Here is a 21,773-nt window from a genome sequence, read left to right as displayed (position 1 = left end):
TTTTTATATGCGTCATTATGAAATCGTAGTTATGGTTCACCCAGATCAGAGTGAACAAGTAAATGGTATGATCGAACGTTACACAGCATCTATTACAGAAGCTGGTGGCACGATCCATCGTCTAGAAGATTGGGGCCGTCGTCAATTGGCTTACCCAATTAACAAACTTCACAAAGCACACTATGTACTTATGAACATTGAAGCAGACCAAAGTGTAATCGATGAATTGGAAAATGCTTTCCGTTTCAACGATGCAGTGATCCGCAACATGATCATGCGCACTAAAGGCTGCTGTTACTGAAGCATCTGTTGTCGCTAAAGCAAAAGAAGAGCGTGCTCCTCGTGCTCCGCGTCCAGAAGTCGCACCAGAAGCAACTGCTGAAGCATAAGAAACTTAGTGACTGAAAACTTTTTGTGCCTATCGGGTGTTGTGACTGAAAAGCCAACATTCAAAGTTAGTCCAAGTGGTGTTGAACATTGTCATTTTACAATCGAACATCGCTCAGTACAAAAAGAAGTCGAGTTACCTCGCAATGCGTATTGTTATATGCCCATTGTTATTAGTGGAAATCTCGCTGTTCAGTTAAAAAATAAATTATCGAAAGGTATGCAACTTAAGATTAGTGGTTTTATCACTTTTCAAAAAAGTGCCAATAATATTGGCAAATTAGTGTTGCACGCTCAGTACATAGAACAAATTTGAGGAACTACCATGGCTCGTTACTTCCGCCGTCGTAAATTCTGTCGCTTCACTGCTGAAGGTGTTAGCGAAATTGATTACAAAGACGTAGCTACGTTAAAAAATTACATCACTGAAAGTGGTAAAATCGTACCAAGCCGTATTACTGGCACAAGTGCAAAATACCAACGTCAACTAGCGCGCGCTATCAAACGTGCACGTTACTTGTCACTTATCCCTTACACAGATTTACACAAGTAAATAGGAGCTATAGATTATGGAAATTATCCTACAAGATACAGTTGCTAACCTTGGTAAACTTGGCGATAAAGTGAATGTTAAAGCAGGTTACGCACGTAACTTTCTTTTCCCACAGCAAAAAGCTGTACCAGCAAACAAAGCAAACTTAGAAGCTTTTGAAGCACGTCGTGCTGAATTAGAAGCTAAACAAGTCGCTAACCTTGTCTGCTGCAGAAACGCGTGGCGCATCACTTGAAGCTCTAGAAGCAGTTGTTATCGCTTCTAAATCTGGTGATGAAGGTAAATTATTCGGCTCAATCGGTACGCGTGATATTGCTAATGCAATCACAGCTGCTGGTGTTGCTGTTGTTAAAAGTGAAGTTCGTCTTCCTGAAGGCGCTTTACGTAACACTGGTACATACGAAATCACAGTTTCTGTGCATTCTGATGTTTCAACTGTTGTTACTATTGAAGTTGTTGGCGAAGAGTAATCTTCCTTTAAGCACTTCATAAGTATGAAAATACCTGCTTTCGAGCGGGTATTTTTTTGTCTAGCATTAATACTTTTTTATCACTTATTTCAGCATAAAGCGCTTTTCTAGCAAACATTTATCATTGCTTATCAATATCGCTAAAAAATAGTGACCTATCGCAATTCCTAAGCATATTTCTTTTTTATTCTTTCGCTAATCTACTACGCTTTCTTTATAACACCTCGAAAATTAATGAGTGCATTTAGATGACACAAAATGACCTACAAAATAGCCATAATTCTCTGCTTAAAAACAGGTGTTCGAATAAATAAAAAAACACTAAGGAAAAACTATGTTTAATTTAAAACTTCGTAATAAGCTATTATCCTTAGCATTATTGCCACTACTTATTATTCTTGTCTCTATTATGTCCATCTCCTACTACAGCGAAATGAACGCTCTTGAAACTAATATTGCTGAGTTTAGAGAAAGTCTAATTAAAGAGCGTAAAAACGAGCTTAAAGAAGTAACCGAAATAGCGACAGGTATTGTTTCCTATCAGCAATCTCTTGGTGATCAAGGTGATGTGAATAGCGCATTACAAGACATTCGTTTTGGTAGTGCAGGATATTTTTATATTTACGATAGTAAAGGCGTGAATGTCTTTCATGGTGTAAAGCCTGAACTAGTGGGTAAAAATTTAATTGATTTAACTGACTCAAAGGGAACTAAGTTGATTGTTGGCTTGCTTGATCTTGCTAAAAATGGTGATGGCATCTTCTCTTATTATTATCAAAAACCAGGTACAGAGGAACAATTCGAAAAAATAGGATATGCGATTATGCTACCCGGCACAGATTGGATGCTTGGCACGGGTGCTTACATTGATGATATTGAATTAGTTATTAATGAATATGCACAAAAGGCCAATGAAACTTCAGCTTCTCGATTCTTTTTACTGTTAAGTATAGCCTGTGGCCTGATTATTTTAACCATTGCGATTATTCTTTTTGTAGCTACCAAAATGGTCAGCCCTATTGAACGTATGGCTACTAACCTTAACGATATCGCACAAGGTGAAGGCGACTTAACTAAACGCCTTGTTATTTCAGGTAAAGATGAAATAGCCCAACTGGGTGAGTCATTTAATTTATTTGTTGATAAGCTACAGCAAATCATTAAGGAAATTAGATCTGCTACCACAGAGGTAAATCAAGCGGGTGGCGAGATGAGTCGACAAAGTAGTGAAATTGCTCGCTCAACTGGTTAGTCATAATAATGAAACGGATCAAGTTGTCTCTGCAATCACTGAAATGTCATCAACCGCCAACGAAGTGGCCTGTAATACCAACCAAGTTGCTGAAGCAACACAAGCGACTACAGGGGAAGTAATGCGTGCACAGGAATGTGTTGACGTATCTCTCTCAGAGATTTCTAATTTAGTAGAAGAAATTAATGGTCGCTGCTGGCAGTGTTAATGAGCTCAGCGAACAATCTAAAAAAATTAATAACGTCCTTTCTGTGATCGGTGAAATTGCAGAACAAACTAATCTATTAGCGTTAAATGCGGCCATTGAAGCGACACGCGCAGGCGAACAAGGTCGAGGTTTTGCAGTTGTTGCAGACGAAGTACGAAGCCTTGCAAGCCGAAGCCAGGAAAGCACCTTGGAAATTAATGACATGCTTAAGGAGCTACACCGCTTAGTAACTGTATCGGTTAGCTCAATGGAACTTAGTCAGGAACGAAGTGCACGTTCTGTTGAGTCATCAACAGCGATATCAGAGAGCCTATCATCGGTTACCTCAGCTGTTGGTTCAATTAATGACATGAGCACACAAATTGCAACAGGCGCAACCGAGCAAAGCTCTGTAACAGAAGAAATTAACCGTAATATTTATGCTATTCAAGAGATTGTTAACGGCTTGACACAAGGTAGTGAAGTAGCAGAAAGGCTCAGCCAGACAGTATCTAATGAAGGTAATAAACTGGATAAATTAGTCAGTACTTTCAAAGTTTAAGAAAATACTAGTTGCTTGGATATAAAAAAGCCTCGTATTGAACGAGGCTTTTTTTGGGGAGTCTAAAGACTAACAATTAAAATTGATAACTTATTAAGCTAACCGCTTATAGTAAATTATTTTGTAGCCTGTGGACGCATATGTGGGAACAACAATACATCACGAATAGTATGACTATCAGTAAATAACATAACTAAACGGTCAATCCCGATGCCCTCACCCGCTGTTGGTGGTAAACCATGTTCAAGGGCAGTAATGTAATCAGCATCGTAGAACATTGCTTCGTCATCACCAGCATCTTTCTGTGCAACTTGATCCATAAAGCGTTGAGCCTGATCCTGAGCATCATTTAGCTCAGAGAAACCATTAGCTAATTCACGACCGCCAACAAAGAATTCAAAGCGGTCTGTTACTTCAGGGTTATCATCATTACGACGAGCCAACGGCGAAACCTCAGCAGGATAAGCAGTAATAAAAGTAGGTTGCATTAATTGGTGCTCAGCTGTTTCTTCAAAGATTTCTGTTAATACCTTACCTTCGCCCCAGCTATCTTTTAAGTTTACATTTAAACGTTTAGCAACTGCTTTTAAGCCTTCCATAGTGTCAAGTTCCTGCGCTTCAACACCTTCGTTGTATTCAACCACAGACTCTTTCATGGTCATACGAATAAATGGTTTGCCAAAGTCAAACTCTTCTTCACCGTAATTTACAATGCTTGAACCTAATACGTTTTCAGTGATAGTACGTAACATATCTTCCGTTAAGTTCATCAAATCAATATAATCTGCATAAGCTTGGTAGAATTCAATCATAGTAAATTCTGGGTTGTGACGTGTTGAAACACCTTCATTTCGGAAACTACGGTTAATTTCAAAAACACGCTCAAAACCACCAACCACTAAACGTTTAAGGTTTAATTCCGGTGCAATACGTAGATACATCGGTAAATCTAAAGCATTGTGGAATGTTTCAAAAGGTTTAGCCGTGGCACCACCAGGAATAGCCTGAAGCATTGGTGTTTCAACTTCCATAAAATCACAATCATTAAGGTAGTTACGAATAGCTGAAATGATTTTATTACGTAAAATAAAGGTTTTACGTGATTCTTCGTTTGCAATTAAATCAAGGTAACGTTGACGGTAACAAGATTCTGTATCAGATAAACCGTGGAATTTATCAGGTAATGGACGAAGCGCTTTAGTTAATATGCGTATTTCGCTCACTTTGATACTTAATTCATCGGTTTTTGTTTTGAATAAAACACCTTGTAAACCAATAATATCGCCTAAATCCCACTTTTTGAATTCTTCGTTATAAAAGCCTTCAGCAAGATTATCACGCGCAACATATGCTTGAATGCGTCCACCCATATCCTGTAAAGTTGCAAAACTCGCCTTACCCATGATACGACGTGTCATCATACGTCCAGCAATTGAAACTTCTACCGCTAGCTCATCTAATTCTTCTTTTGTTTTACTATCATATTTAGCATGCAGTTCATCAGAGATGTTTTTACGACGAAAATCATTAGGGAATGCTTGTCCCTTTGCACGCATACCATCTAGTTTTTCAAGACGGGCGGCTAAGATATCGTTTAACTCTTCCTGTGGTGCTTCTGCTACTTTTTGCTCTGACATGATATTTCCTATTACTTTAGTAACTTTTTAAAAAGTGATGACTTTAGTCACCCTTCAATTTATAAACCTGATTTCAGGCTAGCTTCGATAAACTGATTAAGTTCACCATCAAGCACTCTTTGTGGATTACGGCTTTCAACACCTGGTTCGTAAATCTTTAATTCGCGCATCATCTAAAACATAAGAGCGAATTTGGCTTCCCCAGCCAATATCTGACTTATTATCTTCACTAATTTGTTTTTCAGCATTTTGAAGCTGTAGCTCATGCTCGTATAACTTCGCTTTTAACTGCTTCATTGCTTGATCTTTATTCTTGTGCTGTGAGCGATCATTTTGACACTGAACAACAATATTGGTCGGCACATGAGTAATACGTACCGCTGATTCTGTTGTATTAACGTGCTGACCACCAGCACCTGAAGCACGATATACATCGATACGTAAATCCGCAGGATTAATAGTAATATCGATGTTATCTTCAATTTCAGGATAAATAAAAGCAGATGCAAAGGACGTATGACGCTTACCCGATGAATCAAAAGGCGATTTGCGTACTAAACGATGCACACCAGTTTCTGTACGTAACCAGCCATAGGCATACTCACCACTAAAACGAATAGTTGCGCCTTTGATACCAGCAACATCTCCCGCGGAGACTTCCATTAGCTCTGTTTTGTATCCGTTGGCTTCTCCCCAACGCAAATACATACGCAATAACATATTCGCCCAATCTTGAGCTTCAGTACCACCACTGCCGGACTGAATATCCAAATAACATGAACAGATATCATTTTGGCCTGAAAACATACGACGAAATTCTAGTATTTCTAGTTTTTTCTCTAATTCATCGGCACCAGAAATAGCTTCATCAAAACTCTCTTGATCGTTTTCTTCAACGGCCATATCCACCAGCATCTGAATTTCTTCGCGGCCTTCATCTAGCGTATTAATAGTATCAACTACCAGCTCTAGGGCACTACGTTCTTTACCTAATGCCTGTGCGCGTTCTGGTTCATTCCAAACTTCTGAAGATTCAAGCTCTCGGCTAACTTCTTCTAAACGCTCTGATTTAGTATCATAGTCAAAGATACCCCCTAAGCAAATCTGTGCGCTCAGAAAGATCTTTTACTTTATTTAAAACGGGATTAATTTCAAACATCAATAATCTCTAATTTCTACTTATATTAAAGTAATGAACAAATATATAAAAAGAGGCGAATTTTAACCAATCTAAGTTAAAAGAGATAGTGCCGATTAAAAATAAACCTTCAATTTATACGAATTAAATGCTTGCTAGAAGTCGCTTTCCCTTTGCATTTGACCGCGAAAATAATAGTTACTTTATGAAAAGAATTTATCCGCTCTTTGTTAAGCTAAATTTCACAAAACTAACCGGAAATTGACAATAAAACATTAAAAGGCGCCATTTTTATTACTTTATGGGTGCAATTATTTTTTAATACAGTACAGTTGACTTCCACTTATTGTTCAGGGGCTATTTATAGTGTTTGTACAGTAAACAAAGTTTGCTTCTACCCGATACAGGTCGAAAGCAACGCAATTTACCAATTGTATAAAAAGGAAAGATTATGGAAATGTTATCTGGCGCCGAGATGGTTGTGCGCTCTCTTCAAGACGAAGGTATTAAACATATTTTCGGTTACCCCGGTGGTTCTGTTTTAGATATTTATGATGCGATTTTTCAATCTGATGATATTGAACATTACTTAGTTCGTCATGAACAAGCGACTGTACATATGGCTGATGCTTATTCTCGTTCTACGGGTAAAGTCGGTGTGGTATTAGTTACCGCTGGACCGGGAGCAACAAACTGTATAACAGGTATTGCAACAGCTTATATGGATTCGATTCCACTAGTTGTGTTATCTGGTCAGGTGCCAACAAATTGGATTGGCGATGATGCCTTCCAAGAAACGGATATGATAGGCGTATCACGCCCAGTAGTGAAACATAGTTTTTTATGTCGCACTGCAGAAGAAATTCCGTTAGCAATTAAAAAAGCATTTTATCTTGCATCAACAGGTCGACCAGGCCCTGTGGTTATTGATCTACCAAAAGATGTGCAAAACCCACTTAATAAATTCCCTTATAAATACCCTGAAAGTGTGAATTTACGTTCGTACAATCCAACTTTGAGTGGCCATAAAGGACAAATTAAACGCGCATTAGCGGCACTTTTAGGCGCTAAAAAACCGGTTCTATATGTTGGTGGTGGTTCAATCATCTCTAATGCATCAAAACAAATCATAGAGTTAGCTGAAAAATTAAACCTGCCTGTGACAAATACCTTAATGGGTCTTGGCGCATTTCCAGGAACGCATAAGCAAAGTATTGGCATGTTAGGCATGCACGGAACTTATGAAGCTAATTTATCAATGCATAATGCTGACCTTATTTTTGCAGCGGGCGCTCGTTTTGACGATCGTGTAACTAATAACGTTGAAAAATTTTGCCCAAATGCAAAAATTATGCAGATAGATATCGACCCAACCTCTATCTCTAAAAACATTCATGCTGATTTACCTATCGTGGGATCAGTTGAAGTGGTTTTACAACAAATGTTAGATCTACTTGATGAGACTCAAGCAAGCAATGATACTGCAAGTATCGATGCTTGGTGGGATCAAATTAATGAATGGCGTGCTAAAAAATGCCTCGCCTACAAAAAATCTTCTACACATATCAAACCACAACAAGTAATTGAAAGCCTTTATAAAGTCACTAAAGGTGATGCAATCGTGACATCAGATGTAGGTCAACATCAGATGGTTGCCAGCTCAATATTACCCATTTAAAGAACCTCGCCAGTGGATTAACTCAGGTGGTGCGGGCACTATGGGCTTTGGCTTACCTGCGACTATGGGCTGTAAAGTCGCATTCCCAGATCGTCCTGTTGTGTGTGTAACAGGTGACGGCTCTATTCAAATGAATATTCAAGAGCTATCAACTTGCATGCAATATAATATCCCAGTGGTTATTGTACTGTTAAACAACCGTTCTCTAGGCATGGTAAAACAATGGCAAAAAATGTTTTACGGTGGTCGTCAGTCTCATTCCTATATGGACAGTGTTCCTGATTTTGTAAAACTATCAGAAGCTTATAACCATATTGGTATTAAAGTAGATACGATTGATGAACTTGAACCTGCACTTGAGCGTGCTTTTGAACTCAAAGAGCGCGTGGTCTTTATTGATGTTGCAATTGACCCTGAAGAACAAGTTTTCCCAATGCAAGTTAAATTCGGAAGCATGCAGGATATGTTTTTAAGCCCGACGGAGAGAACCGATGCGTAGTATTATTTCAGTATTATTAGAAAATGAATCGGGTGCGTTAGCTCGTGTTGTTGGTTTGTTTGCGCAACGTAGTTATAACATTGAATCATTAACTGTTTCTCCGACAAACGATTTAACATTATCACGGATGACGATTACCACTGAAGTCGATTGCCAGGCAACACTTGAACAAATGATGAAACAACTTCATAAGCTGGTTGATGTATTACGTGTTTCTGAATTAACAGAAGGCTCGCATGTGGAACGCGAATTAATGTTAATTAAAGTACGTACTCCAAACAATGAAGTACGTGAAGAAATTAAACGTACCACTGACATTTACCGTGGCCAAGTCGTTGATATCACACCAAACCTATATACGATTCAACTTACAGGTGCTTGTTCTAAACTCGATGCGTTTATGGCAACGATAGAAGAAAGCAGTGAAATTGTCGAAGTTGTTCGCTCTGGAGTTTGTGGTATTGCCCGTGGAGAAAAAGCACTTCGCGGATAAATACTAAATAATGATGTTTATGGTATAATCTAAAATGCAAAGCGAAGTTTCTCGCTTTGCATTTTTTACTTTTAAGGAAAGGTGATGTTTGAATTAGCCACGCTTTTATTATCAGCATTTGTCTTGTTTATGTTTGGTGTTTCAGTGATTAGTTTAAGCGTCATTGCGCTCATATTAATACTCACTTTTATTTTACTCAGCACTGTTTCATTTATTTTTAAATTCGGCGTATGGATATTACTGGCCATTGCTATTTATTATTACTTTTTTAAAAAGAAGATACTAACCTATGAAATTAACTAATTCGTTAATATTAACCGTAGCACTACTGTTTAGCACTCTAAGTAACGCGACAGTATTAAATATTGAAGATGCCTATGTGCGCGCAACACCTCCACACACTCAAAACAGCGCCGCATTTATGCTAATTAACAATAGCAGTGATGAACCACTGACATTAATTTCTGCAAGCAGTGATATTGCCGATCGTGTTGAGTTACATAGTCATATTATGAGTGATGGCATGATGAAAATGCGTCAGGTTGAATCAATAACGGTTGATGCTAAGGGTAGTACCGAACTTCGCCCTGGTAGTTTTCATGTTATGTTTTTGGGCTTAAAATCCCCGTTAACTGAAGGCGATAGTGTTAATTTGAAACTTCATTTTAGTAATGGTGATGAAATAGTGATTGACGCGCCGATTAAAAAAATTACTATGCAAAAGAAAACCATGAAGCATACCCACTAACTCTTGGAATAGAATTATGAAAAAACAAATTTTTGCGTGGCGATTGCGACCGCGATCAGTATGCCAACAATGGCTGATTTTTTAGGTGTTTATGCTGGCGTTGATTATCATACAATATCAACAAACTACAGCAACGTTAGCAGTGATTTTGAAGATACTAACAACTTATCTGCTTATATCGCACTAGAGCATTTTATCCCATTGCTTCCAAACGCGAAAATCAAATACTCAGATCTTAGCGCGGAATATACAACACTAAGTGGCACATCTGAACCAGAAAGTTCAGCTTTAAATGGTATTCTTTATTATGAGCTATTTGATAATGGCTTATTTGAGTTTGATTTTGGTTTAGCTTATAGCGACCTTGAAGATATTACTGGTCAATCAACAGATATCGCTCAAGGTTATGGCGCTGCTAAGGTTCATTTACCAGGAACTGGCATGCACGTATTCGCTGAAGCCATTGCTGGCAGTGTTAGTGATGATGAAGCAACCGATGCAGAACTTGGATTAGGTTACACTTTTAACCCTGATTCATTATTATTAAACTTCTCTGTTCGTGCAGGATACCGCTTGCAAGAGATGATAATTAATGATGTTACACAGGAAAATAAAGGTTTATTTGCCGGTCTTGAAGTACATTTTTAAGCACTCATCTAATAAATAAAATAGCTTAATATTGTTCTTCTTATTGATCTATTAAATTTTTTCACCTCTTTTTAAGGGGTGAAAAAATTTAAATACACATCCAATTTACTCTTTCTTCCTGATAAAAATGTAGCTATGAGTTACTTTAAGTACAAATATTTTGCCTGTGAGATCAATTATTGTCATACAATAAAAAATAAAAATGGACGTTTAGCAAACAATAGGTGTATTATTTTTAACCTGTAAAATTAGAAAATATTTTATTTTTTATTTAAAAAAGCAATATTTCTGTGCTTTCCTCAAACTTTACAGAATTGCATACAATCAATTTTGTTTTATCCATTCATCTTCGCTAATATCGCATTACTAATATTTGCTAACAAAAGAGACGACATTGAACGACATACCCACCAGTGCTTTGTTAATAACACTGATAATACTAATCTTTATTTCCGCTTATTTCTCTAGCTCAGAAACAAGTATGATGTCATTAAACCGTTATCGACTTCGCCACTTGGCAAAGGATAAAAATAAAAATGCCATTCGTGTTGAAGGTTTATTAAGTAAGCCAGATAAGTTAATTGGTTTGATCCTAATCGGAAACAACCTAGTTAATATTTTAGCCTCCGCCATAGCAACAATTATCGGGCAACGTCTTTTTGGTGATGCAGGTATTGCGATTGCTACTGGTGCTCTAACATTAGTGATTTTGATTTTTGCTGAAGTAACGCCTAAAACATTAGCAGTGCTTTATCCTGAAAAAATAGCTTTTCCAAGCTCATACCTATTAAAACCATTACAAAAATTACTGAGCCCTTTAGTGTGGCTAATTAATGGCTTCTCAAATGGCCTATTAAGAGTATTTGGTATCAATGTTAATCATCAAAGTGATAATGCTTTATCGAGCGAAGAGCTTCGCTCTGTCGTACATGAAGCGGGCTCAATGATTCCAGCTCATCACCAACAAATGTTATTAAGCATATTAGAGCTGGAAAAAGTAACCGTAGATGAAATTATGACGCCACGTAACGAAATTGCGGCCATAGATATTAATCAAGACTGGGAAACTATCTTAAAGCAACTTCAGCACCGTACTCATACAATGACCTTGTTATATCGAGATACTATTGATGATGCGATTGGTTTTGTCCATGCTCGTGATTCCTTGCTTATTTTACTAAAGGAAGATTTCAGTAAAACAACATTATTACGCAGTGTACGTGAGCTTTATTTTATTCCTGAGGGCACACCACTCAATACACAATTAATTAAATTCCAACATAACAAACAACGTATTGGTTTAGTTGTTGATGAATACGGTGATATTCAAGGCTTAGTGACACTTGCGGATATTTTAGAAGAAATTGTTGGTGACTTTACAACAACGCACGAGCCAACTAGTTCTCAAGAAATTTTTAAACAGGTTGATGATTCCTACATTATCGAGGGTAGCTTAGGTATTCGAGATATTAATAAAGAAATGGGCTGGACATTACCTACCGATGGACCACGTACCCTAAATGGACTTATTCTGGAACATTTAGAAGAGATCCCAACCGGACAAATTAGTTCACGTATCAGTGGTTACCCTATGGAAATTTTAGAAGTAGAAAATAATATGGTAAAACTAGTTAAGGTGATGCCTCATTTATATGATGAGCAACAAGAAGAAGAATAAAGAAAGACTGTAAGGCTTGAAAGCTGTACGCTTGAAGGCTAAAAGCAAAAGCCTTACAGCCATACAGCCTTATAACTTTACAGCCTTATAACCTTACAGCCTTATAGCCTTATAGCCTTATAGCCTTATAGCTTATTCTTTATAGTTGATTCAATTGCTCTGAACTTAAAGCAATATCATCATTTTTATTAACCCCAACACCGGCGTCGATAATGGCTTGTGCAATCTCTTTTGCTTCTTCTAAGGAATGCATTAAGTAAGTGCCACATTGAAATTCATTTAGCTCTGGAATTTCATTTTGTGCTTTAACTTCTAAGACATCTTGCATTGAAGCCAACCAAGCTTTACCAACTTGATCTTCGTTTGGCGAGCCAATTAGACTCATGTAAAAACCTGTACGGCATCCCATTGGCGAAATATCAATAATTTCTACTGTGTCGGAATTTAAGTGATCACGCATGAACCCAGCATACAAGTGTTCTAAAGTATGAATGCCCTTTTCTGATAAAATATCTTTATTAGGTGCAGTGAAACGTAAATCAAAAACCGTAATGGTATCTTTACCTGGAGTTTGCATTTTTTTAGCAATACGCACAGCAGGGGCATTCATGATCGTATGATCAACGGTAAAACTATCTAATAATGGCATTTTTCTCTCTCTTTTAATCGTTAAGTGAAGAACACTCTCCACAACCAACCAGACTCTAACTCTTCTTTACAACCACGTAATTGAGTTGCATATTGCTTAGCACGTGTATCGACCTTACGAGCGACTTTTAATAACCAAGGCTTTTTATTATAACTTTTCTTTTTATAGCCACCCCAACCTTCATGATAGTTAAGGTACTGACCATAGGCGTCCCATTTTGAAACCTTATTAATTTTATGCGTCTTACTGGTAAACCATCCCATAAAATCTACCGCATCATAGAAGTCATCTCTATCAGCCCAACTATTACCTGTTTCACGCTGGTAGTCATCCCAGGTCATTGTTTTAGCCTGTGCATAGCCATAGGCGTCACTGGCGCGACCAATAGGGATAAACCAGAAGTATTGCATTGCAGGAGCGGCATCATGCTTAAAACTACTTTCTTGATACATCATGGCAATAGGAACATGAATCGGAGTGCCCCAGGTTTCGTTCATTTCTTTTGAAGCGGTATACCAATCTCGGTGTTCAAAAAAGATATCACAAATATTATCTGGATTTTTAGGGGGCGCACTAGCACATCCTGATAAAATTAAGATTGCACAAATAACAATTAGCTTTTTTGATCCCATAAAGCAATTTCCAAAAGTAATCTGTTAATAAAAATAAGCTTAACGTAAAAGAATGTTTTTGTGCAAATATGCTTTCTAGGCTTAATGCAAAGAAACAACGGCTAATAAGCAATTGTTTCCTAATTCACCTTTACAGCTCTGTTACTTAACACATTCACTCAGTCTATTATACTTTCTCTGCATTGATATAATAATTGCTTAAAAAAGCATCAAAATCAACATCGTCTGACTGCTCAATTTGTTCCTGTTTTAATAAGGACTCTGCCTTTTGAGATTCAAAATATTGATCCGACCAAATGTTATAAGGCTGTTCTATTAATTCTTTTTTGTATTGTTGCGACAAACTTAACGCTAACGGGCCATTATCCATATCTTTTGAAATAAGATGCTCAAGTACTCGTGCTGAACTAGTTAATTCAGGAGCATTAAAGCGAGGCGCAATGTGTGCGATTGCTTGTTTGTATCGTTCTTCCTTACCACTTTCATCTAATACAACAGCGAGTGCCTTTAACTCGTCAGTGACCCATTCCCCCAAGTCGCAACTGATTGCGTTTGACCATCTATTTCTAGGGTCACTTCAGGGTTTCTTCCTTCAGTTACGATAGTGCTGAAATTTTTAGATAAATGCTGAGATTGTGATGCCGTCAATTCATCTGAAGGTTTAATCGCACACCAAGTTAAAAATAGAATCTAGAAAGTTAACCTGTTCTTCTGTAATGCCGAGTTTACAAAATGGATTTACATCTAAAGAACGAATTTCCACATATTCAATGCCCCTTGCATTTAATGCTTGTGATGGTGTTTCTAGATTTTTTGTCACTCGCTTAGGACGAATTGATGCATACAATTCATTTTCAATTTGCAAAACATTATCATTCAATTGAATGTATTCATCACCGTTTTTAATGCCTAGCTTTTCAAATTGAGATGCTTTTTTGTGTAATGCCTTATGTACTGAAGCAATATAATTATCAACACTGTTATAACAAATATTAAGTGATGATTGAGCACTATTTGTATATCCTAAATCACTTAATCGTAAAGACGTCGCATAGGGTAAATAGATCGTGCCCTTGCCAACTTCTTTAAAGTTAAAATCAGATTTTTTACCCTGTAAAAAAGACTTACATAATGCAGGAGAGGCACCAAATAAGTATGGGATCACCCAGCCATAGCGGAAATAATTACGTATTAATCCTAAATAACCCGCTGATTGAGCTTCATTACCAGTTAACTCTGATTGATGTATTTCAGACCATGTAGGCCAAAAAGATGCTGGCAAAGAAAAATTATAATGCACACCAGAAATTATCTGCATCATACTACCGTAACGATTTTTTAGCCCTTGTCGGTAAGTTGTTTTCATTGTACCGATATTAGATTTACCGTACTGGGCCAGTTCAACATTTTCTTCACTTTGCACATAACAGGGCATACTAATTGGCCATAATGCTTCATTATTTTCTAAATGACAGGCGACATAATGATGAATATCATTAAGATAATCAAAAAGTTGATGCACATCCTTTGCAACTGGGGTAATAAACTCAAGCAAACTTTCTGCAAAATCAGTGGTAATTGAATCATGGCAAAGCGCACTACCAAAAGCATATGGATGTGGCGTCTCAGATAATTTACCATCGGGCTTAATACGTAAAGCTTCTCGTTCTATACCACGACCAAAACCCACCAAAGAATCTGATTTTGTAGTGATGATATCTAAACGTTGCTGAAAATTGAGAGTCAAGAGCAACCCCTATAAAGTGAATAAAAGAGGAGCAGAATACCTTAAATAAGGCGTTGTTTACAAGTTACTTTATAAAATACAGAACGGGAGTAATGATTAATCCATAGCGTAATGCTTTACCAATGATAATGAATAACAGTGATGGAAAAACGGGCAATTTTAACCAACCAGCGACTAAGGGTAGTAAATCACCAACAATGGGTAACCAGCTAAACAATAAACCATAAACGCCATACTTATGACAAAATTGATAGGTTTTTAAATGTTTTGTCTTTTCTCTCCCCCAATGGAAATAATATCCCATCAAATAAGTAAACATCGCACCAGCGCTATTACCTGCCGTAGCGAAGACAAAATAGAGTAAATAATTTTGTGAATTATTTTTCACATAATAAATAAGCAGTATTTCCGAACCACCGGGAAACAGTGTTGAAGAGATAAAACCACTAATAAATAAAGAGACTAATTCAGCAAATAAACTATCCGTTGACAAAACTACCCCATAAAAAAAGGCCACTAAAAATAGTGGCCTTTAATAATTTCAAGACTTAATAAGCAACGCCTTGAATAATTATAAGCAAAAATTAGCCAACTAATGCTAACAACACACCAGCCGCTACCGCACTTCCTAATACACCAGCAACATTTGGTCCCATTGCATGCATTAATAAGAAATTATGTGGATTAGCTTCTAAACCAACTTTATTTGCAACTCGAGCGGCCATTGGTACCGCAGAAACACCGGCAAGCACCAATAAGTGGATTAATCGGCTCACTAGAAAGCTTATTCATCAACTTCGCCATGATCACACCAGAAGCAGTACCGATTGAAAAGGCAACCGCACCTAATGCTAAGATACCTAAAGTTTCTACATTTAAAAATGATTCAGCAGAAAGTTTAGAACCAACACCTAGGCCTAGGAAAATAGTGACAATATTAATCAATTCATTTTGTGCTGTTGAACTTAAACGATCTACCACACCAGATTCACGCATTAAGTTACCTAAACAAAACATTCCCACTAATGGAGTTGTCGCTGGTAGAAACAGGATCGTCATCATTAATACTGCAAGCGGAAAGATAATTTTTTCTCTCTTACTCACAGGACGAAGCTGTTTCATTTTTATTTCGCGTTCAGCAGGTGTTGTTAAAGCGCGCATAATAGGCGGTTGAATCAAAGGTACTAATGCCATGTATGAGTACGCAGACAACTGCGATCGCCCCTAATAACTGAGGTGCAAGCTTAGAGGCTAGGAAGATAGCTGTTGGGCCATCGGCTCCACCTATAATCGCAATCGTAGTCGCATCCGGCATACTAAATTCCATACCAGGAATATAATTAAGTAATATTGCCCCAAACAAAGTAGCAAAAATACCAAATTGAGCGATGCACCCCTAAAAACAGTGTTTTAGGGTTTGCAATCAAAGCACCAAAGTCTGTTAATGCGCCTACTCCCATAAAGATAATCAGCGGGAAAACACCCGTTTCAATACCAATGTGGTAAATGTAGTAGAGCATCCCACCTTCTTCAATAAAACCCGCATTAGGAATATTTGCTAAAATAGCACCAAAACCAATCGGTAATAATAATAAAGGTTCAAATTTCTTAGAGATTGCGAGAAATAATAGAATACATCCCACCGCAATCATCACAAGATTAGGAAATTCAAAGTGAGCGATACCCGTATCGCTCCATAGTTTAATTAATCCATCCACTTTTATATTTCCTTAACCGATAGTAAACAGGGCTTCGCCCACCGCTACTGCGTCACCTTCTCGCACTAAAACAGACTGTACAACGCCTGCTTTTGGTGCGCGGATTTCCGTTTCCATTTTCATGGCTTCCATAACCAGTAATACATCACCTTCACTGACATTTTCGCCTTCAGAAGCTAATACTTTAAAGATATTACCCGCTAATGGAGCTGGCACTTCTTCGCCTTCGCCTGTTGGTGCGGCGGGTGTCGGTGTCTGCGCCTGCGCTACCTGCATTAAGTGATGTCACCTCACCTGCACTAGCAGTAATACCATCAATACTACCTTCAGGACCAACTTGTACATTATAAAGTTGCCCATCTACTGCAACAGAATAAGTCTTAGGTGCAGATTTATCAGACTTGCTTGCAACAACTAAATCCTCTGCACTTGGCACAGGCTCAAATGCATCTGGATTATTACGGTTTTCTAAGAATTTCAAGCCAATCTCAGGGAATAAAGCGTAAATAAGTGCATCATCAATTTCTTGTTCTGCAATTTTAATGCCTTTTTCTGTTGCTAACTTTTTAAAGTCTGCTTGAATTGCTTGCATTTCTGCAGGAATATTATCAGCAGGACGGCAAGTTATCGCTTGTCCACCATCTAAAACCTGTGCTTGTAATTCCGTATTAACAGGTGCAGGTGTCGCGCCATACTCACCTTTTAGCACACCAGCCGTTTCTTTAGTGATGGTTTTGTATCTCTCACCCATTAATACATTAATAACGGCTTGTGTACCGACAATTTGAGAGGTTGGTGTTACTAGTGGAATAAAACCAAGATCTTCACGAACTCGTGGGATTTCTTGTAATACGGCATCCATTTTATCAGCGGCACCCTGTTGCTTAAGCTGACTTTCCATATTAGTCAACATGCCACCTGGTACTTGAGCAATCAAAATACGTGGATCAACACCTTTTAATTCACCTTCAAATTTAACGTATTTTTTACGTACTTCACGGAAGTAAGCTGATATTTCAGCTAATTCAGGTAAGTCTAAACCGGTATCTCGTTCTGGTTCCTTCAACAATAGATACTAATGTTTCTGTTGGTGAATGACCGTAGGTCATGCTCATTGAAGAAATTGCAGAGTCAATGATATCAACGCCAGCATCAATTGCTTTTTGTTGTGTTGCTAAACTTAAACCCGTGGTTGCATGACAATGTAATGCAATTGGGATATCTGTGGTCGCTTTTATTTTAGTAACCAACTCTTCGGCAACATAAGGTTTTAACAAACCAGCCATGTCTTTAATACAAATAGAATGAGAGCCCATATCTTCAAGGCGCTTGGCCATATCTACCCAACCATCCACTGTATGAACAGAACTAGTTGTGTAAGAAATTGTCCCCTGTGCATGAGCACCAATTTTAACAGCGGATTTAATTGCCGTTTCAAAATTACGCACATCATTCATCGCATCAAAAATACGGAAAACATCAACACCGTTGGTATGTGCACGTTCAACAAACTTTTCTACTACATCATCAGCATAATGACGGTAACCAAGTAAATTTTGGCCACGTAAAAGCATTTGTTGTGGTGTATTAGGCATAGCGACTTTTAAAGCACGGATACGATCCCATGGATCTTCACCTAAGTAGCGAATACAAGCATCAAATGTAGCGTCGCCCCAAGTCTCTAAAGACCAGTAACCGATTTTATCTAGTTTTTCAGCAATGGGTAACATATCATCGATACGCATACGCGTTGCAAATAATGACTGATGTGCATCACGTAGCACAACTTCAGTGATTGCTAATGGCTTAGACATATTAACTTGCTCCTTCATTGGTTTATTCTCGTTATCATTATACTGTGTCAGCTTTATGATACTGTTGCACAGCACAAGTTATAGCCGCGATTATTTGTGGATTAATTTCAGAATTTGCAGTGGTAGCAACTTTTTTCTGAGGTGTACGTTTTTTAATGGTAGGTTCATCAGCAGGAATATATTTTGCCATTAGTTTAACGGCAATCAATAATAAACCTAAGAATGAAAAAACAAACCCCATCCCTATCCCAAATAGTGTTGTTGCTTGAAATAACGACTCAGTGATATCCATACTTGCATCCTTTTTTGCACTTATATAAGTAGTTCTTTAGTTTAAACAACTTTAAAAGTGAATAAATATTCACTTAAAAATTGCATTTAACATCTTATAAATGACGAATAAGTCATTAAAAGAAACAACGCTAAAACAAAAATTATGCGCAAAACTCCATTACCAATGTTCAAAAAAACAGATAATAGAATTAAACGGCGCTTTCCAAAGGTTTCATTATAATAGTTTTACAAGAAAATTGGAAGTAACGAGGCTTTCCTTCTATCTTACCTAATTTGTTAGCGATAACTAAGTATCATCTGAACTACAGAGGCGATAAATATAGTTTGCCGCCAATCTCAAAATAAATGAATAATTATTTAATCGATCTAACTCTCAAAAACATAATAGACACAGTGAAAGTTTATTCAAAATTATTAAATATTTATTCAGAGAAATGCTTTGTGGGGATTATTTAGAATTATATAAGGGAATGGTGCGGGTGAAGGGATTCGAACCCCTGACCGCCTGGTTCGTAGCCAGGTACTCTATCCAGCTGAGCTACACCCGCATAGATGCAAATATTGAGAAACAATATTTAAAGCCCTAAAAACAAAAAACTTACACAAGGTAAGCTTTAAAAAGAATGGTGCGGGTGAAGGGATTCGAACCCCTGACCGCCTGGTTCGTAGCCAGGTACTCTATCCAGCTGAGCTACACCCGCCGCGATATTCTTTTGTTTTTATTAGATTCAAATCACCACTTCGTGCTAATAGAAAGATGGTGCGGGTGAAGGGATTCGAACCCCTGACCGCCTGGTTCGTAGCCAGGTACTCTATCCAGCTGAGCTACACCCGCCGCGATATTCTTTTGTTTTTATTAGATTCAAATCACCACTTCGTGCTAATAGAAAGATGGTGCGGGTGAAGGGATTCGAACCCCTGACCGCCTGGTTCGTAGCCAGGTACTCTATCCAGCTGAGCTACACCCGCCGCGATATTCTTTTGTTTTTATTAGATTCAAATCACCACTTCGTGCTAATAGAAAGATGGTGCGGGTGAAGGGATTCGAACCCCTGACCGCCTGGTTCGTAGCCAGGTACTCTATCCAGCTGAGCTACACCCGCTTTAAGAATCTATACAAAATGGCGGTGGAGGAGGGATTCGAACCCTCGATCAGGCTACAAACCCGATACTCCCTTAGCAGGGGAGCGCCTTCGGCCACTCGGCCACCCCACCGTCGTCTTGTGGCGCTCATAATACTGTCTTATAAAAACAAGTCAAACTTTTTTTAAACTGTAACTTCTATTTGCTTACTAAAACAGCAAATAGTTCAAATTATGTCAATTTCAATAAATAAATGCGTTAACACAACGACAATGCCTATAGAAAAAAGGCATAAATGTCATACTGTCGCTATTAAATAAAAAGCAAAAAAAGAGCCCTTAGGCTCTTTATTAACTCATCACAATTATTTATTTGTCTTCTCTGCTTGGATACGCATATATATTTCTTCACGGTGTACCGATACATCTTTTGGTGCATTAACACCAATTCGTACTTGGTTTCCTTTTACGCCCAACACGGTAACGGTTACGTTATCGCCAATCATTAGAGTTTCACCAACTCGGCGAGTTAAAATTAGCATATCCTGCTCCTGTTATTATAAGGTTTTTCCATTAACACTTTTATTATGGTCTAAAGCTGAAAAAATTTCGGACTATTTTCAGCTTATGAGATCTTAAGACCTATTTTTCTTCAGTTGGTTCAGTAGCCAGTTCAAATGCTTTATGTAAAGCTCGTACTGCCAGTTCTAAATACTTACTATCAACTAATACTGAAATTTTAATTTCAGAGGTTGCGATTTGATGAATGTTAATACCTTCTTTACCTAAGGTTTCAAACATTGTTTTTGCAACACCAGGGTGATTCCACATACCTACACCCACAACAGATACTTTTGCTATTTCATTATTACCTTGAACCGCTTTTGCATCAAGCTTGGTACAAACCGTTTCTAATAAGGTTTTAGCCTGTTCAAAATCATCACGATGTACAGTAAAGGTAAAGTCAGTTTTACCGTCGCCAATGGTATTTTGCACTATCATATCAACATCAATGTTAGCTTCACCAATAGGAGACAGTATTTGTGCAAGCAACTGTCGGTTGATCAGGCACACCTGAAAGTGTTAAACGTGCTTCATCACGATTAAACGCGATACCTGATATTACAGGAGATTCCATTTTGTTTTCCTCATAACTAATTAATGTGCCACCGCCATCTTTGAAACTAGATAATACGCGAAGTGGAACATTGTATTTGCCTGCAAACTCTACAGAGCGAATTTGTAATACTTTGGTGCCTAAACTTGCCATTTCAAGCATTTCTTCAAAAGTAATGCTATCTAATCGACGAGCATTAGGCTCAACGCGTGGGTCAGTGGTATAAACGCCATCAACGTCCGTATATATTTGACATTCATCAGCTTTCAAAGCAGCGACTATTGCTACCGCAGAAGTATCACTACCACCTCGGCCTAATGTGGTAATATTATTATTTTCACAACGTCCTTGGAAACCAGCAACAACAACAACTCGGCCTTGCTTTAAATGAGTTTCTAAGTTGTTTGTTTCAACATCAAGAATACGTGCTTTAGAGTGACTGGCATCGGTTTTCATACGGATTTGATCACCCGTCATTGATACCGCTTCTACATCTAGATTGTGTAGTGCCATCGCTAATAATGCGATAGTTGTTTGTTCACCAGTTGTTAGCAAAACATCCATTTCACGTGCACTTGGTTTGGCATTTAACTCTTTTGCCAATGCAATCATACGGTTCGTTTCGCCTGACATTGCTGAAAGTACAACAACCACATCATTACCCGCATCACGTGTTGCTTTTACTTTATCTGCAACAATTTTTATTCGTTCGACATTTGCGACCGAAGTACCACCATATTTTTGTACTATTAATGCCATTTTATTTACTTCTCGCTTTTAGCGCCTGATA

General features: G+C 37.9%; 16 protein-coding genes, 6 tRNA genes and 8 pseudogenes. 11 read left to right on the top strand and 19 right to left on the bottom strand.

Annotated features, from left to right (window positions below):
- Positions 1–7: 7 nt before the first annotated feature.
- The 5 genes and pseudogenes from rpsF (at position 8) to ACLKMH_RS04695 (ending at position 3,411) form a co-directional block, all read left to right on the top strand.
- A pseudogene (gene rpsF / locus ACLKMH_RS04715) lies at positions 8–389 on the top strand (30S ribosomal protein S6).
- 8 nt (positions 390–397) lie between these two features.
- A complete protein-coding gene (priB, locus tag ACLKMH_RS04710) occupies positions 398–703 on the top strand; it encodes a primosomal replication protein N (protein ID WP_413701051.1) in 306 nt (101 codons plus the stop codon).
- 9 nt (positions 704–712) lie between these two features.
- Positions 713–940 carry a 30S ribosomal protein S18 gene (rpsR, locus tag ACLKMH_RS04705; RefSeq protein WP_101107902.1) on the top strand — a complete coding sequence of 76 codons (228 nt, stop codon included), beginning with the start codon at positions 713–715 and terminating at the stop codon, positions 938–940.
- Between the two features lie 16 nt (positions 941–956).
- Positions 957–1,410, top strand: a pseudogene (gene rplI, locus ACLKMH_RS04700) (50S ribosomal protein L9).
- A 334-nt stretch (positions 1,411–1,744) separates the two neighbouring features.
- Positions 1,745–3,411 (top strand): annotated as a pseudogene (locus ACLKMH_RS04695) (methyl-accepting chemotaxis protein).
- Positions 3,412–3,527: 116 nt separating this feature from the next.
- Here the strand turns inward: ACLKMH_RS04695 and lysS are convergent.
- Together lysS and prfB are read right to left on the bottom strand one after the other, a co-directional pair.
- On the bottom strand, positions 3,528–5,048 hold the full coding sequence (gene lysS / locus ACLKMH_RS04690) for a lysine--tRNA ligase (protein WP_413701050.1): 1,521 nt from the start codon (positions 5,046–5,048) through the stop codon (positions 3,528–3,530).
- A 59-nt stretch (positions 5,049–5,107) separates the two neighbouring features.
- Positions 5,108–6,207: pseudogene (gene prfB, locus ACLKMH_RS04685) on the bottom strand (peptide chain release factor 2).
- 430 nt (positions 6,208–6,637) lie between these two features.
- On the opposite strand from prfB, the pseudogene ACLKMH_RS04680 reads away from it, so the two are divergent.
- The 6 genes and pseudogenes from ACLKMH_RS04680 (at position 6,638) to ACLKMH_RS04655 (ending at position 11,930) form a co-directional block, all read left to right on the top strand.
- Positions 6,638–8,363 (top strand): annotated as a pseudogene (locus tag ACLKMH_RS04680) (acetolactate synthase 3 large subunit).
- Positions 8,356–8,856: an acetolactate synthase small subunit gene (gene ilvN / locus ACLKMH_RS04675; RefSeq protein WP_413701049.1), complete on the top strand. Its 501-nt coding sequence runs from the start codon at positions 8,356–8,358 to the stop codon at positions 8,854–8,856. Before ACLKMH_RS04680 ends, ilvN begins: the two are co-directional and overlap by 8 nt.
- Positions 8,857–8,940: 84 nt before the next feature.
- A complete protein-coding gene (locus tag ACLKMH_RS04670) occupies positions 8,941–9,159 on the top strand; it encodes a hypothetical protein (RefSeq protein ID WP_413701048.1) in 219 nt (72 codons plus the stop codon).
- A complete protein-coding gene (locus ACLKMH_RS04665) occupies positions 9,146–9,604 on the top strand; it encodes a copper chaperone PCu(A)C (RefSeq protein WP_413701047.1) in 459 nt (152 codons plus the stop codon). The genes ACLKMH_RS04670 and ACLKMH_RS04665 overlap by 14 nt, the downstream gene beginning before the upstream one ends.
- A 36-nt stretch (positions 9,605–9,640) precedes the next feature.
- Complete coding sequence (locus ACLKMH_RS04660) at positions 9,641–10,252, top strand: TIGR04219 family outer membrane beta-barrel protein (RefSeq protein ID WP_413701046.1); 612 nt, start codon at positions 9,641–9,643, stop codon at positions 10,250–10,252.
- 394 nt (positions 10,253–10,646) lie between these two features.
- Entirely contained in the window at positions 10,647–11,930 is a 1,284-nt protein-coding gene (locus tag ACLKMH_RS04655; protein ID WP_413701045.1) for an HlyC/CorC family transporter, read from the top strand.
- Between the two features lie 139 nt (positions 11,931–12,069).
- On the opposite strand, the gene luxS is transcribed toward ACLKMH_RS04655, so the two are convergent.
- From luxS to ACLKMH_RS04570, 17 genes and pseudogenes are all read right to left on the bottom strand, one after another.
- Positions 12,070–12,579 carry an S-ribosylhomocysteine lyase gene (gene luxS / locus ACLKMH_RS04650; protein ID WP_413701044.1) on the bottom strand — a complete coding sequence of 170 codons (510 nt, stop codon included), beginning with the start codon at positions 12,577–12,579 and terminating at the stop codon, positions 12,070–12,072.
- Between the two features lie 20 nt (positions 12,580–12,599).
- Positions 12,600–13,211, bottom strand: a complete 612-nt coding sequence (locus ACLKMH_RS04645) for a hypothetical protein (protein ID WP_413701043.1) — start codon at positions 13,209–13,211, stop codon at positions 12,600–12,602.
- A 166-nt stretch (positions 13,212–13,377) separates the two neighbouring features.
- Positions 13,378–13,746 (bottom strand): hypothetical protein, encoded by a 369-nt coding sequence (locus ACLKMH_RS04640; protein ID WP_413701042.1) that lies wholly within the window; start codon positions 13,744–13,746, stop codon positions 13,378–13,380.
- Positions 13,719–13,859 (bottom strand): hypothetical protein, encoded by a 141-nt coding sequence (locus ACLKMH_RS04635; protein WP_413701041.1) that lies wholly within the window; start codon positions 13,857–13,859, stop codon positions 13,719–13,721. Before ACLKMH_RS04635 ends, ACLKMH_RS04640 begins: the two co-directional genes overlap by 28 nt.
- Positions 13,860–13,872: 13 nt before the next feature.
- Positions 13,873–14,958, bottom strand: coding sequence for a glutamate--cysteine ligase (gshA, locus tag ACLKMH_RS04630; RefSeq protein WP_413701040.1), 1,086 nt, complete (start codon positions 14,956–14,958; stop codon positions 13,873–13,875).
- A 64-nt stretch (positions 14,959–15,022) separates the two neighbouring features.
- The gene (locus tag ACLKMH_RS04625) at positions 15,023–15,451 is read right to left on the bottom strand and encodes a YqaA family protein (RefSeq protein WP_413701039.1); all 429 of its coding nucleotides are present in this window, start codon (positions 15,449–15,451) and stop codon (positions 15,023–15,025) included.
- 91 nt (positions 15,452–15,542) lie between these two features.
- Positions 15,543–16,676 (bottom strand): annotated as a pseudogene (locus tag ACLKMH_RS04620) (sodium ion-translocating decarboxylase subunit beta).
- A gap of 12 nt (positions 16,677–16,688) precedes the next feature.
- Positions 16,689–18,490, bottom strand: a pseudogene (gene oadA / locus ACLKMH_RS04615) (sodium-extruding oxaloacetate decarboxylase subunit alpha).
- Positions 18,491–18,527: 37 nt separating this feature from the next.
- Entirely contained in the window at positions 18,528–18,782 is a 255-nt protein-coding gene (locus tag ACLKMH_RS04610) for an oxaloacetate decarboxylase subunit gamma (RefSeq protein WP_413701038.1), read from the bottom strand.
- A gap of 473 nt (positions 18,783–19,255) precedes the next feature.
- Positions 19,256–19,332 (bottom strand) — tRNA-Arg (locus tag ACLKMH_RS04605).
- A 76-nt stretch (positions 19,333–19,408) separates the two neighbouring features.
- Positions 19,409–19,485 (bottom strand) — tRNA-Arg (locus tag ACLKMH_RS04600).
- Positions 19,486–19,542: 57 nt separating this feature from the next.
- Positions 19,543–19,619 (bottom strand) — tRNA-Arg (locus ACLKMH_RS04595).
- Positions 19,620–19,676: 57 nt separating this feature from the next.
- Positions 19,677–19,753: transfer RNA gene (locus ACLKMH_RS04590), tRNA-Arg, on the bottom strand.
- Positions 19,754–19,810: 57 nt separating this feature from the next.
- Positions 19,811–19,887, bottom strand: a tRNA-Arg gene (locus tag ACLKMH_RS04585).
- 19 nt (positions 19,888–19,906) lie between these two features.
- Positions 19,907–19,999: transfer RNA gene (locus ACLKMH_RS04580), tRNA-Ser, on the bottom strand.
- Between the two features lie 232 nt (positions 20,000–20,231).
- Entirely contained in the window at positions 20,232–20,408 is a 177-nt protein-coding gene (gene csrA / locus ACLKMH_RS04575) for a carbon storage regulator CsrA (protein WP_413701037.1), read from the bottom strand.
- Positions 20,409–20,508: 100 nt separating this feature from the next.
- Positions 20,509–21,742 (bottom strand): annotated as a pseudogene (locus ACLKMH_RS04570) (aspartate kinase).
- Between the last annotated feature and the right edge of the window lie 31 nt (positions 21,743–21,773).

This window comes from Psychromonas sp. KJ10-10 (genome assembly GCF_047323245.1).
GTDB lineage: Bacteria > Pseudomonadota > Gammaproteobacteria > Enterobacterales > Psychromonadaceae > Psychromonas.
The sequence above is the reverse complement of the archived record's forward strand: the minus strand, read 5'-3'. Positions and strand labels throughout refer to the sequence as shown.